Source organism: Sphingobacterium sp. JUb20 (assembly GCF_004342035.1).
Classification (GTDB): Bacteria; Bacteroidota; Bacteroidia; order Sphingobacteriales; family Sphingobacteriaceae; genus Sphingobacterium; species Sphingobacterium anhuiense.
Map to the genome: position 1 here is coordinate 358,040 of NZ_SLYV01000003.1, position 15,702 is coordinate 373,741.

General features: G+C 34.9%; 13 protein-coding genes. 5 read left to right on the forward strand and 8 right to left on the reverse strand.

Annotated elements, in window-relative coordinates; all coding sequences use genetic code 11:
- Positions 1 to 67: 67 nt before the first annotated feature.
- The 3 genes from EDF66_RS07500 to EDF66_RS07510 all read left to right on the forward strand — a co-directional run bounded on the left by EDF66_RS07500 (position 68) and on the right by EDF66_RS07510 (position 5,930).
- Positions 68 to 1,456, forward strand: coding sequence for a TolC family protein (locus EDF66_RS07500; RefSeq protein WP_132841675.1), 1,389 nt, complete (start codon positions 68 to 70; stop codon positions 1,454 to 1,456).
- 10 nt (positions 1,457 to 1,466) lie between these two features.
- The gene (locus EDF66_RS07505) at positions 1,467 to 4,757 is read left to right on the forward strand and encodes an efflux RND transporter permease subunit (protein ID WP_132841677.1); all 3,291 of its coding nucleotides are present in this window, start codon (positions 1,467 to 1,469) and stop codon (positions 4,755 to 4,757) included.
- 81 nt (positions 4,758 to 4,838) lie between these two features.
- Positions 4,839 to 5,930 (forward strand): efflux RND transporter periplasmic adaptor subunit, encoded by a 1,092-nt coding sequence (locus EDF66_RS07510; RefSeq protein WP_132841678.1) that lies wholly within the window; start codon positions 4,839 to 4,841, stop codon positions 5,928 to 5,930.
- 43 nt (positions 5,931 to 5,973) lie between these two features.
- On the opposite strand, the gene EDF66_RS26575 is transcribed toward EDF66_RS07510, so the two are convergent.
- Both EDF66_RS26575 and EDF66_RS07520 read right to left on the reverse strand, forming a co-directional pair.
- On the reverse strand, positions 5,974 to 6,066 hold the full coding sequence (locus tag EDF66_RS26575; RefSeq protein WP_132841805.1) for an IS3 family transposase: 93 nt from the start codon (positions 6,064 to 6,066) through the stop codon (positions 5,974 to 5,976).
- An 834-nt stretch (positions 6,067 to 6,900) separates the two neighbouring features.
- A complete protein-coding gene (locus EDF66_RS07520) occupies positions 6,901 to 8,436 on the reverse strand; it encodes a glycosyltransferase family 39 protein (RefSeq protein ID WP_132841680.1) in 1,536 nt (511 codons plus the stop codon).
- A gap of 700 nt (positions 8,437 to 9,136) precedes the next feature.
- Between EDF66_RS07520 and EDF66_RS07525 the strand changes: the two genes are divergently transcribed.
- The gene (locus tag EDF66_RS07525) at positions 9,137 to 9,409 is read left to right on the forward strand and encodes a hypothetical protein (RefSeq protein WP_132841681.1); all 273 of its coding nucleotides are present in this window, start codon (positions 9,137 to 9,139) and stop codon (positions 9,407 to 9,409) included.
- Between the two features lie 195 nt (positions 9,410 to 9,604).
- On the opposite strand, the gene EDF66_RS07530 is transcribed toward EDF66_RS07525, so the two are convergent.
- From EDF66_RS07530 to EDF66_RS07550, 5 genes are all read right to left on the reverse strand, one after another.
- The gene (locus EDF66_RS07530) at positions 9,605 to 9,826 is read right to left on the reverse strand and encodes a hypothetical protein (protein WP_021191941.1); all 222 of its coding nucleotides are present in this window, start codon (positions 9,824 to 9,826) and stop codon (positions 9,605 to 9,607) included.
- A 504-nt stretch (positions 9,827 to 10,330) separates the two neighbouring features.
- Positions 10,331 to 11,020, reverse strand: a complete 690-nt coding sequence (locus tag EDF66_RS07535; protein ID WP_132841683.1) for a toxin-antitoxin system YwqK family antitoxin — start codon at positions 11,018 to 11,020, stop codon at positions 10,331 to 10,333.
- Positions 11,021 to 11,153: 133 nt separating this feature from the next.
- On the reverse strand, positions 11,154 to 11,825 hold the full coding sequence (locus tag EDF66_RS07540; RefSeq protein ID WP_132841685.1) for a hypothetical protein: 672 nt from the start codon (positions 11,823 to 11,825) through the stop codon (positions 11,154 to 11,156).
- 351 nt (positions 11,826 to 12,176) lie between these two features.
- The gene (locus tag EDF66_RS07545; protein WP_132841687.1) at positions 12,177 to 12,698 is read right to left on the reverse strand and encodes a DUF4269 domain-containing protein; all 522 of its coding nucleotides are present in this window, start codon (positions 12,696 to 12,698) and stop codon (positions 12,177 to 12,179) included.
- A 93-nt stretch (positions 12,699 to 12,791) separates the two neighbouring features.
- The gene (locus EDF66_RS07550; protein WP_207898521.1) at positions 12,792 to 13,931 is read right to left on the reverse strand and encodes a serine hydrolase domain-containing protein; all 1,140 of its coding nucleotides are present in this window, start codon (positions 13,929 to 13,931) and stop codon (positions 12,792 to 12,794) included.
- Between the two features lie 688 nt (positions 13,932 to 14,619).
- On the opposite strand from EDF66_RS07550, the gene EDF66_RS07555 reads away from it, so the two are divergent.
- Positions 14,620 to 14,829, forward strand: a complete 210-nt coding sequence (locus EDF66_RS07555) for a PepSY-like domain-containing protein (protein ID WP_132771418.1) — start codon at positions 14,620 to 14,622, stop codon at positions 14,827 to 14,829.
- Positions 14,830 to 15,207: 378 nt separating this feature from the next.
- Here the strand turns inward: EDF66_RS07555 and EDF66_RS07560 are convergent, their stop codons facing one another.
- Complete coding sequence (locus tag EDF66_RS07560) at positions 15,208 to 15,597, reverse strand: hypothetical protein (protein ID WP_132841688.1); 390 nt, start codon at positions 15,595 to 15,597, stop codon at positions 15,208 to 15,210.
- Between the last annotated feature and the right edge of the window lie 105 nt (positions 15,598 to 15,702).

Genomic DNA, 15,702 nt, shown 5'->3' on the forward strand with positions numbered 1-15,702 from the left:
TCATTTTAAACTAATAGTGCATCGTACTTGGGGCTTATCTTCGTATCCATAAAATGATATATAACCTATGCTGAAATTGAATTTAGTGTTGTCATTGGCTGTATCACTTGCGACCTCAACCTCATTTGCACAGAAGCTTACCATCCGAGATGCTGTAGACCAAGGTCTTGCAAATTATGGAATGATCAAGGCAAAGAGGTATTATGTCCAATCCTCACTACAGACCAACGAACAAGTAAAACGCGACTTCTGGCCTAATTTGACAGTCGTAGCACAACAAGATTATGGAACCATTAATGGGCAAAATGGTCCATTATACGGATTTGGGGGGCTGGGAGTAGCCTCCTCAGGAGCAGCCCTTCCAGAACAGAATTGGAATGCTGCCTTTGGGGCCCTGTATCTAGCAAACATCAATTGGGATATCTACACTTTTGGCCGAAAAAAGGAACGAATAGAATTGAGTAAGGCCGATAGTAAACGACTAGAAATTGATCTCCAACAAGAACAATTTCAACATAAGATCAGGATTGTAGCCGCTTACTTAAATCTTCTGGCGAGTCAGCGTCTCCAAATAAATCAACAGAAAAATCTAGATCGCGCATTAGTATTTTTTAATATTGCGGCCACTAAAGCCAAGAATGGGATTTTGCCCGGTGTCGATTCAACCTTGGCTTCGGCTGAGGTTTCTCGTGCAAAAATCAGCTTGAATCAAGCTGGAGAAAATGTGAAAGAACAAAATAATAAATTAACGGTATTGATGGGAATCAATGCAACAGACCTTCAAATTGACACGGGGTTAGTGACAAGAACACCAGCTCAGCCGCTTGCAGTAGATGTATCTCTGGTAGGCAATAATCCTATACTTCAATATTACAGAAGTCGAATTGAAGTTGGTGAGCAACAGCTAAAGTTATCAAGCAAAGAATACTTACCAACTCTGTCTGCCTTTGGTGTATTCCAGGCACGCGGTTCTGGATTCAAAAGTGAATATGCGACAGATCTCCAAGCATTCACAAGCAACTATTGGAATGGTATTCGTCCCAATAGGCAAAATTATCTTTTGGGGTTAGGGATCAATTGGAATATTACATCTATTGCACGAGTGAATAAAAAAATCAGTGCGCAGCGCTACACCAACGATGCTTTACGTGAGGAATATCAAACCACGGAAGCGCAATTTTTTGCACAACTGGATGCTGCTGAGGTTAAGATGCGATTAGCACAGCAAAGCGACGCTGAAGCACCTAAACAGGTATCAGCAGCTTTACAAGCTTATAATCAAAAGATGACCATGTACAAAAATGGTCTGGCTACGCTTGTTGATATCACCCAAACGTTATATACACTGAACCGAGCCGAGACAGACCGCGAAATCGTCCATATTAACCTCTGGCAATCATTATTACTGAAAGCCGCCTCCGCTGGAGATTATGATATTTTTTACAAAGAACTATAAATAACAAAGCATGAATTTAATACGTTTTGCCTTACGTAAGCCAATATCCATCCTTGTGCTGGTTATGGGTCTTATTGTGTTTGGAATAGGTGCAGTACGCACGATTAAGGTTGATATTTTACCCAAAATGAACCTTCCTGTTATTTATATTGCGCACCCTTTTGGAGGCTATTCTCCAGATCAGATGGAGTCTTATTTTGCTAAAAACTACGTTAATATTTTACTTTTTGCCAATGGGGTAAAGTCGATTGAGACCAAAAATATTCAAGGTTTGACTTTAATGAAGATCTCTTATTACGAAGATACCAACATGGCACAAGCAGCGGCGGAATTGAGCGCACTCGCCAACCGGATACAGGCTTCATTTCCTCCTGGTTCACAACCGCCTTTTATTATTCGGTTTGATGCATCTTCACTTCCTGTAGGCCAATTGGTACTTAGTAGTGATAAGCGGTCGAATAACGAATTACAAGATCTAGCCAATGTTTATGTACGGGCTTCATTCACCTCCATACCGGGATTAATTTCCCCACCACCATTTGGGGGTAGTCCGCGGACAATAGAGGTCAATGTTGATCCCGAATTGATGCGTAGCCACAACATGACCCCTGATCAGGTCGTAGAAGCGTTAAAGCTTAATAACCAGACTGCACCAGCGGGAAATGTCCGTATAAAGGATAAAAATTACATTACGTCAACTAATAACACCATTCGTAATGTCAAAGATTTTGAGAAAATTCCCCTTTTTAAAGGTGGTGTTCAAAATCTTTATCTGGGTGATATCGCTAGCGTGAAGGATGGAGCCGATGTTACTGCAGGCTATGCGCTTGTCAATGGAAAACGATCGGTCTATGTCAGTATTGCCAAGGCTGGTGATGCTTCGACTTGGGAAGTTGTACAAAATTTGAAGGCTGCACTTCCAAAAATACAGAATACCTTGCCCGAAGATGTTAAATTATCCTATGAGTTTGACCAATCGGTATATGTTATCAACTCTGTTAAAAGTCTAATCACTGAAGGAGCAATCGGCGCTATTCTTACCGGATTAATGGTTTTACTATTTTTAGGTGACCGAAGGGCTGCCTTGATCGTTATCTTAACAATTCCAATTTCTGTTATAGCGGGAGTACTCTTCCTAAAACTATTTGGACAGACCATCAACCTCATGTCACTGAGTGGATTGGCGCTAGCAATTGGTATTCTGGTTGACGAAAGTACCGTAACGATAGAGAATATCCATCAACATTTGGATATGGGAAAACCCAAAGCATTGGCGATCTGGGATGCCTGTAAGGAAATAGCCCTTCCGAAGCTTTTGATTTTATTGTGTATCCTCGCTGTATTCGCTCCGGCATTTACAATGACAGGTATCCCAGGATCTTTATTCTTACCACTGGCTTTGTCCATTGGCTTTTCAATGATCACCTCCTTCTTATTGTCACAGACTTTTGTACCCATTATGGCTAACTGGCTTATGAAAGATCATCATAAAGTAGGAGCAAATAAGATTAATCCTAAAGGATTGAGTGCAGATGAAGTGCAATTTGCTGAAACAGGCCTTTCAGTGGAATCTGAGCAAGATACGCTAAATCAAAAGCGAATTCTAGTCGAACGCGAAGATTTTAATAACGATGGTAAAATCAGTCTGTTCGAAAGATTCAGAAATCGGTTTATGAACATGATCGATCAACTGTTTAAACAAAAGAAAATCATCACCATCGTATATCTAGTTGGATCCATTAGCTTGGTGGTGATTTTACTCTCCGTCATTGGACAGGATGTGTTTCCAAAGGTGAATTCGAGCCAGTTTCAAATGCGCCTACGGGCCGTCGAAGGTACCCGCATTGAACGTACGGAGGAAAAAGCGAAACTTGCATTAGCAGAACTTGAAAAACTGGTAGGGAAAGAACATATTAGCATATCATCTGTTTATATCGGTCAACATCCGGGACAATTCTCTGTATCACCGATCTATTTGTTTATGGCAGGACCTCATGAAGCTGTTTTCCAAATAGCTCTTCAAGATTACCACCGCGATATGGATAGCTTCCGCGATGAGTATCGGAATCGACTCAAAACAGCTCTTCCAGATGTACAGGTTTCTTTTGAGCCGATCGAACTCACGGACAAAGTGTTAAGCCAAGGTTCGCCAACACCTGTTGAAGTACGGATTGCAGGTAAAAACAAAAAGAATAATGAAAAATACGCAGGAAAACTAATAGAAGAACTAAAAACCATACCATACTTCAGAGATATTCAACTGGCACAGTCCATTAAATATCCGTCCTATGATATTACTATAGATCGAGTACGTGCTGCTCAACTTGGTATTGACCTTGCAGAGGTATCGCGCTCACTAATTGCCGCGACTTCATCCTCTCGTTATACGGAAAAGAATACCTGGATTGATGAAAAGGCTGGATTATCTTATAACGTGCAAGTTCAGGTCCCAATAGACAAAATGAAAGATGAAAAAGAGATTGGCGAAATTCCATTGCTAAAAAATTCTTCACGACCTATTCTGAGCGATATTGCAACTATTACGCCATCATTTACCTATGGCGAGAACGATAACTTAGGCGCTATGCCGTACATTTCTGTGACAGCCAATATTGATCATACAGATCTAAAAACAGCCTCTAAAGATGTACAGCGCAGTATTGTCGCTTTAGGTGAATTGCCACGTGGGCTTTCTGTCGAGCAGATTGGATTAGGAAAAGTATTGGGCGAAACAATGGATAGTTTACAGGCAGGCCTAGCAATTGCGATTATAGTCATATTTCTGATGCTTTCGGCAAATTTTCAATCCTTTAAAGTTTCAATGGTCGTACTAACAACAGTTCCAGCCGTGGTACTTGGATCTCTGTTGATGCTTTTACTGACGGGTTCAACACTTAACCTGCAGTCATATATGGGGATTATCATGTCTGTAGGGGTATCCATCGCCAATGCAGTACTTTTGATCACGAACGCAGAACATATACGTAAGCATAATCAAAATGCATTGTCTGCGGCACGAGAGGCGGCTTCACTTCGTCTACGTCCGATTATTATGACCAGTTTGGCTATGATTGTCGGAATGTTACCAATGGCAATTGGACATGGTGAAGGTGGGGAGCAAGTTTCCCCGCTGGGACGTGCCGTAATCGGGGGATTATTGTTTTCAACTTTCGCCGTACTTGTTATTTTACCTTTAATATTCGCTTGGATACAAGAGAAAAGTAGCACGCAGTCGATCTCCTTGGATCCGCAAGATGAAGAAAGTAAACATTATATAACAGCATTAAAACCTTTAAAATGAAATCATCATGATTCATTCAAATCGAGGTAAATGAGTTCATTAATACTGAAGAGCCTAAAAACATATCAATAATTTAAACAGATGAAAAGTAATTTCTTAAGAATATTATACACGATTGGCTTATTCGCCTACTTAACCGGATGTCAGTCTGCTGCTGAGGAAACTGACAAAAAAGTAACTAAAGAAAGTCCAGCAATAGAAACATTTGTACTTTCTAAGGAAAAACTAACAAGTAAAATGCAGATACCGGGAGAGATCAGCGGATTTCAGCAGGTTGAAATTTATGCCAAAGTGAGTAGCTATGTGCAGGCTTTAAAAGTCGATATCGGTAGTAAGGTACAAGCGGGACAGTTGTTAGCTGTCCTTGAAGCTCCAGAATTAAGCTCACAGTTGTCAACTGCAAAATCGAGGTTAAAGTCGCAAGAGGCCATTTATACGGCTACCAAAAGCACTTATGATAGATTGTTTGAAACCAGTAAAGTTGAAGGTACCGTAGCTCGATTGGATCTGGAAGTGGCAGAGGCGAAAAAGAATGCCGATTATGCCCAATTTCAGGCAGCAAAATCCGCCTATGCGGAGGTGCAGAATCTGCTGAACTATCTTGAAATACGCGCTCCATTTGATGGTGTTATTGCCACAAGGAATGTTAATCAAGGTGCGTATGTAGGACCGGCAGGTAGAGGTTCGGAAATGCCGATCATGACAATCCAGCAACAAAGCAAGCTGCGTTTAGCTGTTTCTGTACCTGAACAGTATGCGGGCTTCCTTGTTGCAGAACAGCCGTTGCAGTTCACCGTAAAATCCTTGCCAGGACAATATTTTATAGGCAAGATTGCACGCAAGTCAGGAGCACTGGATAGCAAATTGAGATCAGAAAGGATTGAAATTGACATTAACAATACCGACAACAAACTTCTTCCCGGTATGGTTGCCGAGGTCGACTTACCGTTAACCTCTCAGGATAGTACTTTTGTAGTACCCAAAGCCGCCATTTACACTTCAGGTGAAGGTAGTTTTGTAATAGCAGTTATAGCCAATAAAACAAGCCGTGTTCCCGTACAAAAAGGACGCAGTATTGAGGAGCAGGTAGAAATATTTGGGAATCTTAATCCAACAATGTTACTCGTCAGTAAAGCAGATGAAGAGATCGCAGATGGCACTCCCGTCAAATAAAAAGAAAGGCCATAATGGACTGACCCCAAAAAGCTGGACTAATTTACGCAGTGTTTTTGATATAATGAGCTCGGTATTCCACCGGGCTCATTCCATTTAAATTAATCCGTATCCGTTGGTTATTATAATACTTAATATGGCCTTTCTTTTTATTTCAAGTAAACCAATAATTTCACCTTAATTCCATAAATTTTAAGTCTGTTGTAGGATATTTGATTTTAATTTCGAACCATATTATAATTTATCTATGGTTTGCATTACTTTGGCAGAATGATTGAAAATCTTGAGCTTAATGACACTATTCCGATTTGATAAATTTTTGAATATCACACTTTCACTGTCGTCAACATTTAAAGCGTATTTATTATCTTTTTCCATGCTAATTTCCGTATCATGAGTTCTTAAATGGATCGTACTATCAGATTTAATTATCACCTCAAACGAAAAAGACTTCGCGTCCTCAGTTGAAATTTTTAGTGACGAATACGCTGGAATAATTGTATTTATATATAATGCATGGTTGTCTTTTTTACCGAGGTTGCTTATTTGACAAGATTGTGTAATTAATAAGGTTAATACGATTAGTAGTTGCTTCATGAAATGAAGATAAATTAAAATATAATACTAAATTGTGACAATTAGTTTCATGACATAATCATGGCAATTAGAATACTGCAGATCAAAATTATTATTCGTAAAAAGCACCATATCACATAAAACCAAGGAATTCACAATGAAGGTCAAGTTAAAAACAGATCTATACGCAACCACAATTTATCAGCTTTAGTAATGTGTTTTCAAACTTTAAGTGGCTTACTATGTCGCAAAACTAGTTAAGGTCTGTGACAGCACTATGTCAAGAGGGGTAAGGCATCATGGTGTTGTATATAACGATATGCAGTTGGCCAGCGGTATGCGTAAAAGTATGGCACGCATTGGTGTGATTTTAGTTCTTGCAATACGGTGATTTTTAATGGAAGTTTTTAACTTCCTCTACCTCTTTTTTTATTCTTTCATTAATATCAATTTTGGCATTCATGAAAGAAAAAATTGTTGTTCCATATTCTCTAGCATATTTGTTCGTGATCGAATCTGCAATACAAGCATTTTCAAAATATGGAGAAGTTTCTGTCCATTCATTTTCTTTCTCCCAAGCATTTTTGATACGGATTAAATGATAGTATTTTGTTTCAAAATCAAACCAGTTGATGTAATCTGCATTGAATGTTACAGCACGGATTCCTTTCTTTGAATAATAATTGATAGCTCCGGCTTGCCCGTAATTATCACATAATATCAACGTATTTTTTGGGTTTGGAATAGTCATGTAAACACTATCCACTTTTTTGGCAAGTTCTTTCCAACCTAACATGTCTGCGAAATCTTGTGGTAATTGATGCTCTTTTCCATCTTCCCAAGTTAACATTCCAAATTTTCTGTATTTATCGGGATGATTGACAATGTACTCCGGACTTTTATTAGGAAATGCAACACGGTAAATCGGAATGAAACATACAGCCACCAAAAGGATAAATATTGGTTTTAAGATTTTACCAATTTCATTTTCTAATAAAGTTGAAATATATACTGAACCGAAAGCAAAATAAATTGGGTAAACTCCAATCGCATAATAATCTTTAGCTTTTAAAAACAAAAAAATTGAGATTATTATGAAGAATGCCCAAAAGAATAGCCGATATTTTTTGAATTTCTGTTGCTTTAGCAACGCAAAAAGTCCAAAAAAAACAACGATCAAAGTTCCTGGGAAAAATAGAAACTGAGAGCGGATGAAACTCCAACGATCCACATTTACAAGCTGTGTCTCTGAAAGTTCATGAAGATGATGGACAACAGGGAAATGATTATTGAATTGCCAAATTATATTTGGAGAAATTATAATGAAAGCTAATCCAATTCCAAAATAAAGGTTTTTATTGCGAAAGATTTTTCTTTCAGCTGTTAATAGTAAAGAGGGAATAATTCCTAAAACAAGGAAAATGATATTGTATTTATTTAAAAATCCAATCGCAAATGTAAATGCAATGAGATATATCCATTTAGTCTGATTACTGTTTAAATATTTTATAATGAAATAAAACAGTGAAGTCCAACACAGGACATCTAGTGAGTTTGGTTGAAATAAGGTATTTAATCTGAATAATACTGAAAATGTCACACAGCTTGCCCCTAAGATAAGCGCAAAAAGATTCCCTTTTAATTCTTCAATTGTTTTCCAGACCAAGAGAATTGTCAACGCCCCGAAAAGTGTAGGGAAGAATTTAATCCAAAAAACAATATTTCCAAGTAATTTAATTATATACGAAATCCAGGACGTAACTGGTGGAACAGAAAAATATCCAAGAGCCAAATGGTTTGCCTGATCTATATGCAAAAATTCATCTCTTTGCAATTCATATTCTGGGCTAATAAGTGAATATTGAATAAGAAATTTGACCAAAATAAAGCATATTAGGATAATATTTTTTTCATATTGTTTCTTTTCCATCTGTCAATCGAAGGTATAAAATTGTTTTTCTATTCAGAAACTAAATTTGTAAGCGTACTCATCATAAAGCCGGATATTGTAATTTTTTCACCCTAATATACTACTTTAAAAGAATAGGGACTACCCTAAATACCTTAAGGTATTGATTTTATTTAGTAATAGGCATTTGTAAATATAATTTTTAATGCATTAGTGTCTATCCACTAATAGACACCATTTTTTCGCATTCCATGCTAAGAAAATATAATTGTCAACCTATCTTTAGTATAGTCCCAAATTAATAAAGAGGAGATTGGGTGAATAAACTTGAGTAATCTTTTCGTAAATTGGTCTTGCGTAAATAATTTATTAATTTTATAAGTGTCAACGGCTTTTCAATAAGATTAAAAGCCTGGAGTTACCGCTCTTTAAATTAAAAATATCGATGATGAAGATTTCCTATTTATCTATTCAAGTTTCTACAGAAACAATTTATTATGGGTTTAAGATTGGTCATACAATTCCTAACTAAATGAAGACAACAATTTTGATTGCTTTACTTTTGGTATGTAAATTTTCATTTGCACAATCAAAAGATCAAAGATTTGTACTTGTCAAACCCGATATGAATAAAATTGACTGGTTATAATCTCACAAATCTTATTCCTCATTATATGCCTACCTTGTTTGTCATTACGATACTATTGGACCTCAAAAAATTTTGGGAGAAAAATGTGTTTTTTCACAGCAATTTAAAAATCGAATAAGTTATAGTCAAAAAGAATGTCCAGTTGGCGTAAGCTCTTATCAGTTAACGATTCCGTTTACAGAAGTTTCAGAAATAAAAAAATTGTTTGCTTTGCTTTTTAAATCAGAAGATTTTGTTTGGAGTGCCGATAGCCTATCGTACACATCACAAAGTGGTGCTGGAGGAACGTTCGAATATAAAAAAGTGAAAAATAAGATAGTCAGTAATATCTTGTTCACAGATTAGTACTTGCGAAAACCTTAAAAATACAATAAATTGGATTTAAATGTTTGTTGCTCATATCAACTGTTCATCATAAGGTATTTATGGATATAGTTCTAAACTCCATTGAATGAATTTTTTTGGAGTGGTTAAAAACAATGCAATCTATTTTCCGAAATTAAAACGAGTTTTATTTCGGAAAATAGATTGCATCATTGCCTACATATAACTACTAGTATATACCCAATTGTGTTCGGTAAAAAAGTATGTGTTTGAAATATGGCTTCCATTTAAGTACACACCGATTGTACCGCCACTTTCTCCTCCTTGAGCAGGTGAAAATGATAACGAGATTCCACCCATTGGATTGAATCCTCCTTGTATAGTTTGCTCTTCACCTTGTCCGAGCTCGAATTTTGTTAAATTTTCAATTGATTTCATAATTTTTAAAATTTTCTCTTAAACTACTCATAAGTCGATCAATACATAAGACCTAATTGATATTTGTAGGAAGATTGCTTATTTCTGTGGCGATTTAATCAATTTATGTTTGAATAAGTCTCTATTTTAATTGGGCATACCAATAGAGTGATTAAGGGGAGGAGATATAGTTTCGACAATTATTCTTTTAACCTACGTTTGATTCAACAATTGCTCCAACCAGCATTAAAGTTTGAGTTTTATAGAAAAGCTAGCTATTGGTCACGATCTGGTAGTTATGTCGTCTGATTATTCCATAGCAGGAGTAAACATAGAAGTTTGAACAGTAGTTTTCAGCCATGAAACTTATGGAAAGGGTTTATATTATGTGTTTACTAACGTAAAAAGTAAAAGAAAATTTTATTGTTTTAATCTCTTCTTTTCCTTTTATTTGGATTTAACCGTGGTTCGTCAAGTCAAGTATTACTGCCAATGTGGTAGATATTGCCTAAAATTTAGACATTTCTAGTAGTTTCTTGTTTCTGTCAAATAACCGTTTTCGTTGTAGAGTTTCCATTGCCCTCTTTTATCACCGCTTTTAAATTGTCCCATTTCTAATAACACTCCGTTTTCGTTGTACCATTTCCATTGACCATTTCTTTTTCCGTTTACATAATTGCTTACATTTTTTAAGTTTCCGTTCTCATAATACCATCTCCATACTTTCGTTTTCAATCCTTTTTTATATTTCCCTCTGCATGCGATTTTGTTATTGCTATAAAACCATACCCAATTTCCGTCTTCTTTTCCATCTTTATACCTTTCAATCTGTTTTAATGCGCCACTTTCTTGGTAAAATTTCCATTTTCCAGTTTTTTTTCCATCTTTATATTGTCCCAAAGCCAATGTTTTACCGTTTTTGTGATACCAATTGTCTGTTTGTATTACACCATCTTTATAGTTTGCAATATTATACAGATAGCCGTCTATATAGAAAAACCATTCTCCAATTTGTTGTTGGTTTAGAAAATTACCAACTTTTTCCAGCTTACCACTATATCCATAATATTTCCATTCTCCAGTGCAATTTCCATTCGCATCGAATTGTCCAACTTGTTTAAGATTTCCATTGTCATAAAAGATTTTATGCTCCGTTTGTGAAAAAACCAAAACGTGCACAAGTAGGAGTGCTAAAAATGTTACTAATTGTTTCATTTCCGAATGTTAATTGGCATTAAATCAAAACACATATGCAGCTATTATGACTAAAATTCAGCTAAGAAGCTAATGTTAAATTTTACTTTTCATACTGCCTGATTCAAAATCCCTCTTTGCAATCATTGTTTGATTATTTTGGAAAAACCATACTGAGGCTTCTAAAATCTATCCATTCCGCATATTTTTTATGAGCATTACTTATCGCTATTGTTGTTAATTTATTTTCATTTGTAGTGAGATTTTTTTTATAGCTCACAAAATAGCTTACATCATGCTGACTATCATCCCATTTTATTAGTTCTTCAATAATATGTCGCGTTTCTTGCTCTCCGTTTTCATCCAAAAATATAGGATGTTCTTTTGTATTTTCATTTTTTTGGTAAAACAGGTGCTTGCCGAAATTTTTATTGAATTCACCTATTAATAATTCACAATTGCTGTTGTCTTCTAATTCTAATTCATAAGTGAAAGCACTGTTGTCTTCTTTCAAATAGTATATGATTAAACTTTTTATTTTACCGATATTCAGATCATTGAATTTAAAATTTTGTTGAGGAGAAAATGAAAATTCTTCATAATCTAAATTTAAGTTATAGGCTGAATTATTATTATCATCCTTATTTAAGCCAAATGGAATCAGTGTTTTATCCAAACCTGAATTTAAGTGAATCTCGTTGATTTTAATAGTATCTTTTTTTGCAGTCGCAATTTTTTCAATTTTATTATCCATTTTTTTTGTTTCGTGCCCATTACAAGAAGTCAAAAAATGAGCAATTGTAAAAAGTAATAAAAGTTTTTTCATATTATTGTTAGTTCGCCGTTTATATAATTACAGTCAATTGATAAAATGACAGTTGCCGCTTCTTTAGTGTTTGTTTAAATTTTTATAGTTCCATTTATACACATATAATTGTGCTATTTTTAATTATAAATCTACATCAAAAGTTCAAAACCGAATAAACTATTTACAATTCGCTGTGGTATATTTACAATTCATCAAGAAGGCTAACTGTATAGGATATAACTTGCAAAGCCATTCGGTCAGGAATGGCTTTGTAAAAGTTTATAAACCAGACTAAAGGCCTCTTGTAATTTTCTACCAAACTTATCTTTGTTTGTGAGTTTTTAGAACGGTATGCTATGTTTATCAGAACTATTGCACGATGTAGTTGAGTAATTCAACATAGGGATCTCCACTTATATTCAGTAGTTTGCAAAATGCCGATTCTGTTTTTATTCCCTGTTTTTTTAATTTTATTATTTCCATTTTAAAACTGTCATTTCTAGCCTGCAGGATTTCGTACTCTTTAATCATATGTAAATATCCATTTTGTTTTTCTGTGTCTATATCTGTCGCATATATTTCTATTAGCGTATCTTCTAGCATAAAATTCGAGGTTAGGGCTCCATTGCTGAAGGTACTTAATCGAAATTGAGCAAATTGAGCAAAACTCTTGAGTAATAATTGCGTTAACTCCTTCAAATTATGAGCTTGTAATATTATATCTACATCACTCTCTTCTATATCGATATTTATGGGAATTGTTCCCACTAGGATAGGTTTGTAATCGTTGAGAATTTCGAACAGCTGATACTTGGTTATTATGTTATGTATTTTCCTTTGTTTAGTATTCCCTAGTTTAAGGTAATTTATATTTCTAAAATCAATTTTCATTTGATAATAAAGTTATTAAAGTAAAAAGCTTGAAAGGACTGTATTTAGTTTAGCAGTATTTTTCCATAGAAAGCTCTTGCGTCTTTGATCGTTTTATCCCTCGCTTCCTTCCGCCGCTATTTTATCAAATATGATATTTAATGCCTCTTCCATGACCTTTGCAGTGTCGATGCCACTCTGATTGGTAATAATAAATGCGCTTAAATCGTATTTTGGAATAATATAGATGTAACATTGGGAACGAGGCACGCCACCATGATGTACGTAATATGTACCTAATTTTTTATCATCAGTGACAATATTCCAGAAATACCCAATACTGAACTCACGATCAAACTTGACAATTGATTTATGTGACTTAGCAACGATGTTATTATTTTTCAATTCAAATTTCATATACTTTACCATATCAGGTATTGTGGATTTCATATTACCAGATGCTCCCCACGGTAATTTTGGCATTGGAGCGGGGATAATGCTGTTATCACTGTGGTACCCAACTGCAAGTTTTTTTGCTTCCTGATCCGAAAGACTGATTCTTGTGTTATGCATTGCAATTTTTTTGGACAGGTAATCCGTCAATAGTTCTTCATATTTTGTTTTATATACTTTTTCTAAAATAAAAGCCACAAGTTCGCTACCTGCGCTAGAGTATGAATATTTGTAACCTGGAACAGTATCAATCTTAACTTTATGGAGATCTCTTAGAAAATCTTTCTGGCCATAGTTTCTATAAAGTTCATTGATTTTAGCTGGTGTGTCGTGATTTGTGAAATCCTGAAGTATTGAATTTGCTTGGAAAGGAAGCATGTTTGGAAACCCACTTGTGTGTGACAGCAGATGTTTTACAAGAATAGGTTGACTTCCATATTTTAAGTTTGGATAGTCTTCAAGTAAATATTTTTGGATCTCATCATCAATATTTAATTTATTTTCACAAACGGCCTTAGCCGCAAGTGTTCCTGCAAAAGTTTTACTTAGAGAACCAATTTCATAAATTGTTTCATTAGTAGGGTAATTATTTTTTCCTTTCTCTAATTCTCCATAATGACCGATATATTCTTTACCTTGATAAACGATAGCGATTGATGTAGAATGAATTAAAGGTTTTTTCAGCATTTGGTTTGCCGCACTATCAATTAAAATATTAATATTGATTTTTTTTACTTCTGAGGGCTGAGCCAAGCAAAAAATAGATGATAGCAAGAAAGTAAAAAGAGCTATATTTTTCATTGTTTATAATTGATTATAGTTTTCTAAAATTGATTTGAATATCCAATATTTGTCAAAGTTAATAATCTAAATCACTTTTTCCAGTTAGTAAAATATCACAATATTCATTAAGATTTGTCGTAAAATCGCGACACATACAATCTTTATGAATTAGACATAGTCTTAGTTTTTCGCGATCAAAAAGTCCGCATAATTTTATCTTCCCATTACCTTTATTCATCAGGTTATTAACATGTAAGTCTAAGTGTTATAAATGAGGGACGATTTATAGCCTACAGATGAATCAAAAATTGCTTCAGTACATCAAGAGGGTGAGTTGGCGAATATTGCTGAAGCTTGTCGGATTGTTTGAATCTCACCTGTAGATTGTATTTTATCTAGTTTAATTATTGACTACTTCAAAATGAAATATAAATTCCAATTCATACTAAAAACACACAAAGCCATTTAATAAAAATAACCTTGTATATTTTATACCATTCTTACAGCTTCTCCTAATTTTAATCCAACCGATCATTTTATTTAATGACTTCTGAAATAATACCATGATTGGCCATAATTATGATTTTTCCTAATTCTTTCCCAAATTGCTATTTAGCTTTAGGTTAATATAAAAGAAGAAGCTTGGAAATCAGATGATATAATTAGAAAGTCATCATAATATTTAGCATTTTAAAACTTAAATGATATGGTTAATTGGAATTTAATAAACGGACTAGAAGGAAAATTTTCTGCACAGGATGTCAGAAAAAATATTTTGTCTTACATTATACTAAATTATCCTGCAAGCCAGGTTGAATTTATTGAAAAAGAAGATAAGACTTACAAAATAGATATTAGAGGAGGAGCGAATCTTATTTTTGATTTCAAAGGGCAATTTGTAAAAGCAATTAATTAGGGAGTTGCCTCGACTAAGGATAGCGACAGTGTCGAATCATGATATTCGACACTGTAATTTCAGGTATTATTGTTTTCTTCAGGACTATAACTGCCATTATTTTTCCCTATAGTATTGCTACGTATCTGACCAAAATTCTCTCTATTGAACTAAGAATTTTTTTCAATTGTTATTCTTATACCATTTACCTACTTTAAATAGTGTATGTCTTAAAATTCTACACGAATCATGTCTAAAGAGTAAATCTTCGATGCGTATTATTTCTTAAACTTTTGATCAGTGAATTAGAATGGATTATCCTAAAATTATTTAAAAGGACTTATCAAGTGCATGAAATGGGGCATATTACCTAATTTCATCCAAGAATTAAAAGTCAAATTAATGGTATTCTCCATCTGCTCCAAGGGAAGATCCTTTTGGATGATATTTACCATCAGCTCCAATGAAACTTCCTTCTGGGTAATATTTACCATCAGTTCCTAGGAAAGAACCTTCTGGGTGATATTGTCCATCCGTTCCAAGAAAAAAACCTTCTGGGTGATATTGTCCATCCTTTCCAAGAAAGAATCCCTCTGGGTGATATTGTCCATCCGTTCCGAGAAAAGATCCTTTTGGGTGATATTTTTCATCAGTTCCAAGGAAAGATCCTTCTGGGTGGTATTGTCCATCAGTTCCAAGGAAAGATCCTTCTGGATGATATTTACCATCTGTTCCAAGAAAAGATCCTTCTGAGTGATATTGTCCGTCTACTCCTAAAAATTTTTCCATATTATTTTTTATCAAGTGCTTAAAATATTTTAACAATTTACTGAAACGTAATTTACTATGTAGTTGTTTTTGAATTGCACTGCACTGCAATGATTCTGTGACTTG

Coding starts and splice junctions, on each gene's coding strand:
- EDF66_RS07500 (WP_132841675.1), top strand. CDS start 68: ATGCTGAAATTGAATTTAGTGTTGTCATTGGCTGTATCACTTGCGACC.
- EDF66_RS07505 (WP_132841677.1), top strand. CDS start 1,467: ATGAATTTAATACGTTTTGCCTTACGTAAGCCAATATCCATCCTTGTG.
- EDF66_RS07510 (WP_132841678.1), top strand. CDS start 4,839: ATGAAAAGTAATTTCTTAAGAATATTATACACGATTGGCTTATTCGCC.
- EDF66_RS07520 (WP_132841680.1), bottom strand. CDS start 8,436: ATGGAAAAGAAACAATATGAAAAAAATATTATCCTAATATGCTTTATT.
- EDF66_RS07530 (WP_021191941.1), bottom strand. CDS start 9,826: ATGAAATCAATTGAAAATTTAACAAAATTCGAGCTCGGACAAGGTGAA.
- EDF66_RS07535 (WP_132841683.1), bottom strand. CDS start 11,020: ATGAAACAATTAGTAACATTTTTAGCACTCCTACTTGTGCACGTTTTG.
- EDF66_RS07540 (WP_132841685.1), bottom strand. CDS start 11,825: ATGAAAAAACTTTTATTACTTTTTACAATTGCTCATTTTTTGACTTCT.
- EDF66_RS07545 (WP_132841687.1), bottom strand. CDS start 12,698: ATGAAAATTGATTTTAGAAATATAAATTACCTTAAACTAGGGAATACT.
- EDF66_RS07550 (WP_207898521.1), bottom strand. CDS start 13,931: ATGAAAAATATAGCTCTTTTTACTTTCTTGCTATCATCTATTTTTTGC.
- EDF66_RS07555 (WP_132771418.1), top strand. CDS start 14,620: ATGGTTAATTGGAATTTAATAAACGGACTAGAAGGAAAATTTTCTGCA.
- EDF66_RS07560 (WP_132841688.1), bottom strand. CDS start 15,597: ATGGAAAAATTTTTAGGAGTAGACGGACAATATCACTCAGAAGGATCT.